The organism is Craterilacuibacter sp. (assembly GCF_051659485.1).
In the GTDB taxonomy this organism is placed as follows: domain Bacteria; phylum Pseudomonadota; class Gammaproteobacteria; order Burkholderiales; family Chromobacteriaceae; genus Craterilacuibacter.
The window spans coordinates 1-11,325 of record NZ_JBOFOO010000099.1 but is presented as its reverse complement, the minus strand read 5'-3'; the positions used below and the strand labels follow the sequence as shown (position 1 = coordinate 11,325).

10 protein-coding genes are annotated in these 11,325 nt (G+C 57.7%); 5 read left to right on the top strand and 5 right to left on the bottom strand.

The features are described from left to right. Positions 1-148: 148 nt before the first annotated feature. From hflK to mpl, 5 genes are all read left to right on the top strand, one after another. Positions 149-1,375, top strand: a complete 1,227-nt coding sequence (hflK, locus tag ACRC1E_RS03615) for an FtsH protease activity modulator HflK (protein WP_438513747.1) — start codon at positions 149-151, stop codon at positions 1,373-1,375. Positions 1,376-1,378: 3 nt separating this feature from the next. Continuing rightward, positions 1,379-2,257 (top strand): protease modulator HflC, encoded by an 879-nt coding sequence (gene hflC, locus ACRC1E_RS03610; protein WP_438513746.1) that lies wholly within the window; start codon positions 1,379-1,381, stop codon positions 2,255-2,257. A gap of 89 nt (positions 2,258-2,346) precedes the next feature. After that, positions 2,347-3,498: an ATP phosphoribosyltransferase regulatory subunit gene (locus ACRC1E_RS03605; protein WP_438513745.1), complete on the top strand. Its 1,152-nt coding sequence runs from the start codon at positions 2,347-2,349 to the stop codon at positions 3,496-3,498. Positions 3,499-3,533: 35 nt separating this feature from the next. Next, entirely contained in the window at positions 3,534-4,832 is a 1,299-nt protein-coding gene (locus tag ACRC1E_RS03600; protein ID WP_438513744.1) for an adenylosuccinate synthase, read from the top strand. A gap of 149 nt (positions 4,833-4,981) precedes the next feature. Continuing rightward, positions 4,982-6,352, top strand: a complete 1,371-nt coding sequence (mpl, locus tag ACRC1E_RS03595) for a UDP-N-acetylmuramate:L-alanyl-gamma-D-glutamyl-meso-diaminopimelate ligase (RefSeq protein WP_438513743.1) — start codon at positions 4,982-4,984, stop codon at positions 6,350-6,352. Positions 6,353-6,440: 88 nt separating this feature from the next. Here mpl and ACRC1E_RS03590 read toward each other — a convergent pair whose 3' ends face one another. The 5 genes from ACRC1E_RS03590 to nemA all read right to left on the bottom strand — a co-directional run. Continuing rightward, on the bottom strand, positions 6,441-7,739 hold the full coding sequence (locus ACRC1E_RS03590; protein WP_438513742.1) for a serine/threonine transporter: 1,299 nt from the start codon (positions 7,737-7,739) through the stop codon (positions 6,441-6,443). 326 nt (positions 7,740-8,065) lie between these two features. Further along, positions 8,066-8,572, bottom strand: a complete 507-nt coding sequence (locus ACRC1E_RS03585; protein ID WP_438513741.1) for a PilZ domain-containing protein — start codon at positions 8,570-8,572, stop codon at positions 8,066-8,068. Then, entirely contained in the window at positions 8,559-9,425 is an 867-nt protein-coding gene (serB, locus tag ACRC1E_RS03580) for a phosphoserine phosphatase SerB (RefSeq protein WP_438513740.1), read from the bottom strand. Before serB ends, ACRC1E_RS03585 begins: the two co-directional genes overlap by 14 nt. A gap of 150 nt (positions 9,426-9,575) precedes the next feature. Further along, a complete protein-coding gene (locus ACRC1E_RS03575) occupies positions 9,576-10,259 on the bottom strand; it encodes a type 1 glutamine amidotransferase domain-containing protein (protein ID WP_438513739.1) in 684 nt (227 codons plus the stop codon). Positions 10,260-10,329: 70 nt separating this feature from the next. Next, the coding region (gene nemA / locus ACRC1E_RS03570) for an N-ethylmaleimide reductase (RefSeq protein WP_438513738.1) at positions 10,330-11,325 on the bottom strand (996 nt) is incomplete at its 5' end.

Sequence of the window (11,325 nt, the reverse complement as noted above, 5' to 3'; positions counted from 1 at the left end):
GAAATCGGGTACGATGATAGCGGGTATCCGGTTTCTGTTCGTGTTTCTGCCCTTAAAGGCGAAGGAATGGAACTCCTGCGTGAAGCCATTGCCCTACTTGCTGTAAATTATTCATCCCAACACCCTAACCATAAAGACCACGATCGAGATGTCTCAATATGACCCGAACCGAGGCCGTGGAGGTAACGACGGCCCGCCCGACCTGGACGAAATTTTTCGCCGCCTGAATCAAAAGCTATCACGCCTGCTAGGTGCCAAGCCTCCAGCTGCCGGTAATAATGGACCCACACCGGAAACCTCCCCTAGCGGGCTGTTCCGTGGTGGTGCTTTGGCTGTTGTTGGTGTGGTGGCTGCTTTGTGGTTGGCCAGTGGATTTTACGTCGTCGATGCTCGTGAAGAGGGTGTTGTGCTGCGTTTGGGAAGTTATTCCCGTACGACAGGCCCGGGCTTGGGCTGGCACCTGCCGTATCCGTTCGAAAAGGTTGAGATCGTCAACCTGACCGAAGTGCGCAGTATCGAGGTCGGTTATCGTGGTAGCGCCAAGAACCGCATTCCGGAAGAGTCGCTGATGTTGACCGATGACCAGAACATCATTGATGTCCAGTTCTCGGTGCAATACGACATCAAAGATGCCAAGGCTTTCCTGTTTAATAATGCTGCGCAGGAAAAAGACGCCAAGGATATTGTCAAGCAGGCAGCTGAAACGGCCATTCGCGAAGTCGTCGGGCGTAATAAGGTCGATTTTGTGCTGAATGAAGGCCGTACCCAGATTGCTGCAGATACCCAGTTGCTGATCCAGCAGATTGTAGATCGCTACAACTTGGGTGTTCGCATTGCCAAGGTCAACATCAATGATGTGCAGCCGCCGCAGGCAGTCAGTTCCGCGTTTGACGATGCGGTCAAGGCCGGGCAGGACAAGGAAAAGCTGCGCAACGAGGGTCAGGCTTACGCCAATGATGTGATTCCGAAGGCGCGTGGTCTGGCTTCACGTCTGATGGAGGAGGCCGAAGGCTACCGTCAGCGTGTGGTCGACAATGCCGAGGGTGATGCTTCGCGCTTTACGTCGGTGCTGTCGCAATATGGTCAGGCACCCAAGGTGATGCGCGACCGTATGTATTACGACATGATGCAGCAGGTGATGAGCAATACCTCCAAGGTCGTGGTAGACCAGAAAGGTGGTGGCAATCTATTGTATCTGCCTCTGGATAAGTTGATGCAGCAAGCTGCGCCGGGCTCAGCTCCGACGCCTTCTCCTTCTGCCGGACAGGCTAGCACCGCGACGGGCAAGCAGCCTGACGCTGTTGCCACTGTACGCAACGGGCGTGACCTGACAGACCGCACCGGGCGGGCTGCTGAAACCGCTAAGGAGGAGTAAGCGATGGATAAACTGATACCGACTCTGGTGGCACTGGTCGCGGGCCTGTTGCTGCTTTCCATGTCTATGTTTACCGTAGACCAGCGCCAGTTTGCCATGGTGTTCCAGTTTGGCGAAGTGGTAAACGTCATCTCCAAGCCTGGCATCAAGTTCAAGGTGCCGTTCCTGCAGAATGTGCGCTACTACGACAAGCGCGTGCAAACTATCGATGCCGAAGCACCGGAACTGTTCAATACTCGCGAAAAGAAAAACGTGCTGGTCGACAGCTATGTTAAGTGGCGTGTAGTGAATGTCGAGCAGTTCTACAAGAGCGTGGGTGGCAATGAGCTGGCTGCCGTTTCGCGTTTGAAGCAGATCATTAATGACGGTCTGCGTGCCCAGTTCGGCCAGAAAGACGTGGCCGACGTGATTTCCGGCAAGCGCGAACAGGTGATGGCAATCGTAAAGCAGCGCGCGGACGCAGAAGCACGTAAAATGGGTGTGGAAATTCTCGACGTACGCTTAAAGCGCGTCGATTTTCCGGATAAAATCAGCACCTCTGTTTATGAGCGCATGCGTTCCGAACGTCTGGCCGTTGCCAGCCAGTTGCGCAGTGAAGGTGCAGAAGAGGCTGAACGCGTACGTGCCGATGCCGACCGTCAGAAAGAAGTGATCCTGTCGCAGGCTTATAAGAATGCGCAGCAGATCAAGGGCGAGGGCGATGCCAAGGCGGGTGCAGTTTATGCGCAGGCTTATGGCAAGAACCCCGAGTTCTATGCATTCTGGCGCAGCATGCAGGCGTACAAGGAATCGTTCAAGAACAAGAGCGATGTAATGGTCTTGCAGCCTGACTCTGCATTCTTCAAGTATTTCAAGAATCCTGCAGTCGGTGGCAAACAGTAATACCATCTGTTATCAGCCGGGAAACCGGCTGATTCGTTGAAGCTAAGGCGGGAGTGTCTCCCGCCTTTTATTGTGTAGTGATTTCAACCATGCGCAACTGGCTGTTACCCGAACATATTGCCGACATATTGCCGGCAACCGCGCGCCAAGTGGAGTCTGCCAAGGCTGCCATGCTGGAGCAGTTTCGCACCGCAGGCTATGAGCTGGTCTCGCCGCCGCTGATCGAGTATATCGAAGCACTGGTATCGGCAGACGATGGTGCACTGGATATCAAGACCTTCAAGCTGGATGATCATCTGTCCGGTCGTCAGCTGGGTTTGCGGGCGGATATTACGCCTCAGGTCGCGCGTATCGATGCCCATTTGTTGTCGGAGCGCACCGGCGTAACCCGGCTGTGCTATGCCGGCAGCGTGGTGCATGCCCGCCCCAATGGCTTGATGAGTTCACGCGAGCCCTTGCAGGTTGGTGCCGAGTTGTATGGCTATGCCGGCATCGAGGCCGATCTGGAAGTGATAGGCCTGATGCTGGATGCTTTGCGTCTGGGCGGTGTAGAAAATATCCGTCTCGATGTGGGGCATATCGCAATATTCCGCGGTCTGGTTGCGGCCGCCGGACTGGATGCAGCAACGGCGCAGGAGCTGTTTGCCGCCTTGCAAAGTAAGGATGTGGCCAGCATTCGTGAGCTGGTGGCTCATGTAGCCGAGCCGTACCGCAGTGCCTTTATTGCGCTGCCGGAACTGTATGGTCCGGTCAGCATGCTGGATAGCGCGCGCATGCGCCTGCCGTCGCTGCCGGAGATCGAACTGGGCCTGACGCAGTTGTCGGCCATCGCCCGCGCCCTGCAAGGCAAGGTCGAGCTGAGTTTCGATCTGGCCGAGTTGCGCAGCGGTTTCTACCATACAGGATTGCTGTTTACCGCTTACGCACCTGGCTGGTCCGATGCGCTGGCACGTGGCGGCCGTTACGACAATGTCGGCCGCCGTTTTGGCCGTGCGCGTCCGGCGACCGGTTTCAGCCTTGACCTGCGTGATCTGATCCGTATCCTGCCGGCGCGTGACGCCGTGCGCGGTATCCGTGTCGCTTCCCGTCTGCTGCCCGACGCAGCAGACGAAGTGGTGCGTTTGCGTGCCAGCGGCGAGATGGTGGTCATGGATTATCTGGGCGAGTCTGCCGAAGCTCTGGCTTGCGACCGTGAACTGCTTGCAACGGGTGCCGGTTGGCAGGTCGTTCCGTTTAACTGAATTGTATTTTGACCGAGAAGAAGAGGTTACTTCCGATGTCCAACAAGAACGTAGTTGTAATTGGTACCCAGTGGGGTGATGAAGGCAAGGGCAAGATCGTCGATTGGCTGACCGATCACGCCGAGGCCGTGGTGCGTTTTCAGGGTGGCCACAATGCCGGCCACACGCTGGTGGTGAATGGCAAGAAAACCATTTTGCGCCTGATTCCGTCCGGCATCCTGCGCGCTGGTGTCGAGTGCTTTATCGGTAACGGTGTGGTGCTCTCCCCCGAAGCCCTGCTCAAGGAAATCGATGAGCTGCTCGCCGCCGGTGTCGATGTCGACAAGCGCCTGATGATTTCCGAAGGCTGTCCGCTGATTCTGCCTTACCATGTTGCACTGGATCAGGCTCGCGAACTGTCCAAGGGCGCCGGCAAGATCGGTACCACTGGTCGCGGCATCGGCCCGGCTTACGAAGACAAGGTGGCACGCCGTGCCCTGCGTGTGGTCGATCTGTTTGACAGCGAAGCCTTCGCCGCCAAGCTCAAGGAAAACGTTGATTACTACAACTTCCAGCTGACGCAATACCACAAGGCTGATCCGGTCAGCTTCGAGGCTATCCTCGAGCAGACCATGCTGCTGGCAGAGCGCATCAAGCCTATGGTCGGTGATGTATCCCGTACCCTGTACGACATGAATGCCGCGGGTGTACCGCTGCTGTTTGAAGGCGCGCAAGGCACGCTGCTGGATATCGATCATGGCACCTATCCGTTCGTAACCTCGTCCAACTGCATGGCGGGCGCCGCGTCGCCAGGCGCCGGTGTGGCACCGCAGATGCTCAGCTATGTGCTGGGTATCGTTAAGGGCTACACCACCCGCGTGGGTTCCGGTCCGTTCCCGACCGAACAGGAAAATGAAATCGGTGCTTTTCTGGCCAAGCAAGGCAACGAGTTTGGTTCGGTCACCGGCCGTCCGCGCCGCTGCGGCTGGTTCGATGCCGCTGCACTCAAGCGCACCATCCAGATCAACGGTGTGACCGGCTTGTGCGTGACCAAGCTGGACGTAATGGATGGTCTGAAAGAGATCAAACTGTGCGTGGGTTATATGCTGGATGGCAAAGAGATCGACATCCTGCCTCTGGGCGCGGATGCGGTTTCCAAGTGCGAGCCTATTTACGAAACCATGCCGGGCTGGAGCGAAACGACCTTCGGTAGCAAGAGCTGGGAGGCTTTGCCGGCTAATGCCCAGGCTTATCTGAACCGTATCGCCGAAGTGTGCGGCGCGCCGGTTGCCATCGTGTCTACCGGTCCGGATCGCGAAGAGACCATCGTGCTGCAACACCCTTACGGCCTGTAAGTACTTGTTGTTGTGCCTGATAAAAAACCCGCTTTGCGGGTTTTTTTGCGTTTTGGAGGGGGTGCGTGCAGCGGCATACTTGAGAGCGGAGCGCTTCGTGCGTAAGCTTGCGCTTTTCGGCCTGCTGGCCTTACTACACGACGTTTTCCATGCATATCCATATCCTAGGCATTTGTGGCACCTTCATGGGCGGCATTGCCGCCATTGCCAAGCAGGCCGGTCACCGCGTAACCGGCTGCGATACCCATGTTTATCCGCCGATGAGTACCCAGCTTGAAGCGATGGGGATCGAGCTGATTGAAGGCTTTGGTGCAGAACAGCTTGAACTGCAGGCGGATGTCTATGTAGTCGGCAATGTGGTCAGTCGCGGCAAGCCCTTGATGGAAGAAATCCTCAACCGTGGTTTGCCGTATATTTCCGGCCCGCAGTGGCTGGCCGAGAATGTGCTGCAAGGGCGCTGGGTATTGGCTGTTGCCGGCACTCACGGCAAAACCACCACCAGTGCCATGCTGGCTTGGATACTGGAGGATGCCGGTCTTGCGCCCGGTTTCCTGATCGGAGGCATCCCGGAAAATTTTGGTGTATCGGCACGCCTGCCGGGAGCGCCGGCGCTGGACCCAGCCAGTCAGAGCCCGTTCTTTGTGATCGAGGCCGATGAGTACGACACCGCTTTTTTCGACAAGCGTTCCAAATTCGTCCATTACCGCCCGCGTACCTGCGTGCTTAATAACCTTGAATTCGACCACGCCGATATCTTTGCCGATCTGGCTGCCATCGAGACCCAGTTTCACCATCTGGTACGGACGGTGCCGTCACAAGGCTTGGTCGTGGCTAATGGCCGCGAAGCGGCACTGGAACGCGTGCTGGCACGCGGTTGCTGGACACCGGTCGAGAAGTTTGGAGCGCAGAGTGGCTGGCAGGTTGGCGAACTGGCTGCCGATGGCAGCTTTGAAGTGCTGCTCAATGGCGTAGGGCAGGGATGGGTTAGCTGGGGCCTGATGGGCGAGCACAACCGGCACAACGCCCTGGCGGCCATCGCTGCAGCGCGCCATGCCGGCGTAGCGGTGAAGGATGCGATCGATGCGCTGTCCCGCTTTGTTAATGTGAAGCGGCGTATGGAAGTGAAGGGGGTGGCTGGCGGGGTGACGGTGTATGACGATTTCGCCCATCACCCAACGGCAATCACGACGACGGTTGCCGGCTTGCGTGCCAAGGTGGGCGGCGCGCGTATTCTGGCGGTGCTGGAGCCGCGCTCTAACACCATGAAGCTGGGGGCGATGAAGGAGGCTTTGGCCGCTTCACTCGCGGCTGCTGATCGGGTCTACTGCTATGGCGCCAATCTGGGCTGGGATACCCGGCAAGCCTTGGCTCCATTAGGGGATAAGGCGGCGAGTTTCGAAGATCTGGATACGCTCATTGCGGCCGTCGTGGCCGAGGCGCGCGCGGGTGACCAGATTCTGGTGATGAGTAATGGCGGCTTTGGTGGTATCCATACCAAATTGCTGGCGGCGTTGGCCTGAAACGACAGGTGGTCGCGATAAAAAAGGAGGCGCCGCAAGGCACCTCCTTTTTTCATGTCGGGTCGCGCTCGGCGCGGCCGGATAGGTGTTACTTAAAGAAGTCGAACAGGATGGCCGTCATCGCCAGCAGGCCCATGACCACGACAAACACATTGCTGATCGCGCCACGGTGTTCTTTCATTGCCGGGATCTTGCTGATGGCGTACATCGGCATCAGGTACAGGATGGCGGCGATAATAGGACCACCCAGTGCTTCGATCATGCCCAGAATGCTAGGGTTGATCACCGCGACAGCCCAGATGGTCAGAACCATGAATACCTGGATGAAGCGGTTGATCTTCTTGGCGTCGGCGGTCTTGCCGCTGCTGCGCATCTGCTTGACGATAATGCCGTTCATGCCTTCTGCCGCGCCCAGATAGTGGCCGAAGAAGGAGGACACGATGGCCACAAAAGCAACCAGAGGGCCGAAGTAGGAGACAAAGCCGCTATCGTGCACGTTGGCCAGATAAGACAGGATAGGCAGGTTCTGCGATTTGGCGTCAGCCAACTGGGCCGGGGTCAGCGACAGCACGCAAGAGAACACGAACAACATCACGAAACCGACCAGCATCAAGGACGTATTGCGCAGGATCTGGTCTGCTTTTTTACGGGCATGTACGCCATATTCGCGGCGCTGGGCAACGGCGAACTGGGAAATGGCAGGCGAGTGGTTAAAGGCAAATACCAGAACCGGGATGGTCAGCCAGACGGTACCCAGCGCATCGACAGCAGTAGGCATCACCAGCAGTGCATCCATCCTCCAGTCAGGAATCAGGTACAGCGACATAAAGGCCAGAATGCCGACCAGCGGGTACACCAGAAGCTGGGTGACCTTGAGCATCAGCTTTTCACCGGACAACATCACCGACATCATGCCCATGATCAGCACGATGGACAGCAGCCAGCGTGGTGGCGACATCATGCCCAACTGGTTGACGATAAAGCTGTCTACGGTATTGGTAATGCCTACGCCGTAGATCAGTACGATAGGGTAGATGGCGAAGAAATAGAGCAGGGTAATGGCTTTACCCGCACCGACACCGAAGTGCTCTTCGACAACTTCGGTAATGTCGCTGCCTTCTTTGGCGGACGAGCATACAAAGCGCGACAGGCCGCGGTGGGCGAGGAAGGTCATCGGCCCAATCAGCAGCGCCATCAGTACCAGCGGCCAAAAGCCACCCATCCCTGCGTTGATAGGCAAAAACAGAATGCCGGCGCCGACGGCAGTGCCGAACAGACTAAGCATCCAGGTGGTATCGCGGCTATTCCAGGCTGGTAAGGCCGCCGCCGGTTCGGCGCGTGCTGTGCTTGGGGTGTGCCCTTGTACGGCTACTGTTTCTTGAGTCATGAGTGGCTTACTGTAATGAAGTGAACAGGGTTTTCGGCTAGTAGTGAATCACGGCATAGCCGATTTCACGCTCTAAGGTGTCTTTTTTACACCGTAAATTAGAACCGTTATTATTTAATTGTTCAATTCTATTACCATATAATGTCTTTAATCAATAAAAAAAAAGCACTCGCAAACGAAGTTGCGGGTGATTTTTTATTTGATATGATTTTATGTGTGTTCAATTTGTGACTCTATATGTTCATGTTCGATGAAATGCTGGCTTTAAATAGTAATTCATAGATATTATCGGTTTTTACTAGGTTAAATTATTCGAAACCGAACATTTATACCCGCTGCCGGATCTGCTCGCGGTGACGTCGAAAAATCCATTTTTCCCACAAATGCCGGGTGTTTTCATCAAGTGCCGCGTCGATGGAGGCTATGTAGATGTAGTTTTGCCGGGCGGAAATCTGGTTGCTGCTGATGTGCGCCGGCAGAAACAGGGTGAGTGCCGAGTCGGCATGCGGGCTGAGCGTCAGTAATACCGGGCTGTCTGTTTGCTGCTCGCATGCCGACTGCCAGGCGATGCGGCCTAAGCCCAAACGGCAAGGATGTAGCGGCGGGCTATCGGGGTGGCGGGAAAAGAGGGCGACTTCCAGCGCAAGGTCCAGCTTGGCTTCCAGCCGCTGCATTTGCGGATCGCTACCCTCACGGTTTTCAGTGGGGGCAGCCAGTATGCGCAGACCCAGTCGCGTCTCGCGCGCCAGTTTGGCGTTGTAGTCATCGAAGGGGCGCAGCGATAGCGGCAGTTCGGCATCAAAAGATACGGTATCCAGCTCAGGCAATGACATCGGCACTATCCTGTACAAATAATGCGGCGACGCCTTCGAGGCCCACATGGTTGATGGCGATATCCGCCTGTGCACGCACCACCGGCTTGGCATCAAAGGCGATACCGATGCCGGCTTCGGCTAGCATCAACAGGTCGTTGGCGCCATCGCCCATCGCGATCACCTGCTCCGGGCGCAGGCCCAGTTCTTCGCGTTTGGCTATCAGTAGGCGGCGCTTGGCTGCTGCATCGACAATCTCGCCCTTGATGCGCCCGGTCAGGCGGCCGTCGACAATTTCAAGTTCGTTGGCGTAAGCGTAGTCCAGACCCAGTTCGGTCTTGAGGCGTTCGGTAAAGAAGGTAAAACCACCCGAGACCAGCATGAAGCGCACACCGTGTGCCTTGCATGCAGCCAGCAGGGTTTCGGCGCCGCGGGTGAGTCGCAGGCGCTCGCGATAGACGCGCTCCAGCGCGGCCTCTTCCAGTCCTTCAAGCAAGGCCACGCGCTGGGTCAGCGACTGGGCAAAGTCCAGCTCTCCCTGCATCGAGCGCTCGGTGATGGCGGCCACCTGCGGCTTGATGCCCAGCATGTCGGCGATTTCGTCGATGCACTCGATGGTGATCAGCGTCGAGTCCATGTCCGACACCAGGAGGCCGTAGTCGGCGAAGCGTGTGCCATCCTCCACCAGTGCTGCATCGACCTCCAGCCGTAGTGCCATGTCCATCAAGACATTGCGCGTTTCGGGTAAGACCGTAGACAGGCGCGCATGCGTAGCCGAGGTACGTTCGATATGTTTAGCGCCGGCGATGGCCGCGAGCTGCAGCAAGGCATGGTCGGATAGTGAGGGGGCTTGGACAACAAGATGACTGGGCATAGCGTTTACATGGAGATGTACATTGCCAGATTATGCCATGTGTAAATGCTGTATAGGGTATGCGTTACCCTCTCGCGTGAGGTCGATACAGAATGAGCAAGGAAGAAAGATACCGTCTGCCATTGACGGCAGACGGTGTCGCTTAGCTATTTAGCTGCCCAGCAAGGAAAGCAGGCATTCTGCCACCGCCTCGGACGAGCCCGGGTTCTGACCGGTGATCAGCTGGCCATCCTGCTGTGTAAAGGCACCCCAGTCCGGCCCCTTGGCGTACAGGCCACCCTGATCTTTCAGTGCGTCTTCCAGAAGAAAAGGAACGACGTGGGTGAGGCCAACCGCTTCTTCTTCGCCATTGGTAAAGCCGGTGACGTGGCGTCCGGCAACCAGCGGGCTGCCATCAGCCTTTTTGGCATGCAAGAGTACGGCGGGTGCATGGCAGACGGCGGCAATCGGCTTGCCTAAGCGATCGAAGGCCTGCAGCAACAGGATGGAGGCTTCGTCATTGGTCAGGTCCCACAGCGGGCCGTGGCCACCGGGATAGAACACTGCATCGAAGTCGGCGGCCTCGACTTCCGTGAGCTTGGTGGTGTGCGCCAGTTTGTCCTGGAGCACGGCGTCGGTATTGAAGCGCACGGTGGCCGGCGTCTGGAATTCGGGCAGTGCGCTTTTCGGGTCGATGGGCGGCTGCAGCCCCAGCGGGGATGCCAGCGTAACGTCGACCCCCGCATCTGCCAGCAGGTAGTAGGGGGCGGCAAACTCTTCTATCCAGAAACCGGTGCGGTGGCCGGTGTCCCCCAGCTTGTCGTGGCTGGTCAGAACAAACAATACGCGTTTCATCAGGCTCTCCTTAAATTGTGGGGCAGGGGGCAGCTTGGCTGCGGGGTGTGACGGCGTGATGAACGCAGCCTCATAGCGCCGGGTAGTCGGTGTAGCCTTCGGCACCGCCACCATAGAGTGTGGCCGGGTTTAGCGTATTGAGCGTGGCACCGGCTTGCAGGCGTGCCGGCAGATCCGGATTGGCGATAAAGCTGCGGCCAAAGGCTGCGGCGTCGATATAGCCTTTGTCCAGCAGCGCTTCGGCCTTGTCTGCAGTGTAGCCGCCGGCTCCGATAATGCAGCCCGGATAATGGGCGCGCAGGGTCTGACGGAAGCTTTCGGTATAGGAAGGGCCACCGGCCCAGTCCGGCTCGGAGATGTGCAGATAAGCCAGCTTGCGCTTGGCCAGTTCGTCAGCCAGATAGAGGGCCATGTCTTCCTGGCCGACATCGGACAGGCCGTTGAATATGCCCAGTGGCGAGATGCGGATGCCGACGCGATCGGCCGACCACTCGGCCACGACGGCATCAACGACTTCCAGTAGCAGGCGGGCACGGTTTTCGATGCTGCCGCCGTAGGCGTCATCGCGCAGGTTGGCTTGCGGCGACAGGAACTGGTTGATCAGATAGCCGTGGGCGGCGTGGATTTCGACCAGGTCGAATTCGGCACGGCGCGCGTTATCGGTGGCGCGGCGGTAGTCTTCGATCAGGTCTTCGATTTCAGCGCCTTCCAGCGCGCGCGGCATCGAGCAGGGCGTGCGTACCAGCGCGCCGTTTTCATCGAGGATATTGGTATTGCTGTCGGCCACAATCGCCGACGGTGCGACGGGGGCTTCGCCATCAGGCTGGACGCTGTTGTGCGAGATGCGCCCGGTGTGCCACAGCTGGATGGCCATCAGGCCGCCGGCTTGGTGGACGGCCTGATTGATGTCGCGCCAGGCGCTAATCTGTGCTTCGCTATAAATGCCGGGGGCACCGGCATAGCCCTTGGCGCTGGGCGAAATATGGGTGCCTTCGTTAATGATCAGGCCGGCCGATGCGCGCTGTACATAATAGTCACGCGCCAGCGCCGTAGGCAGGTCGCCCGG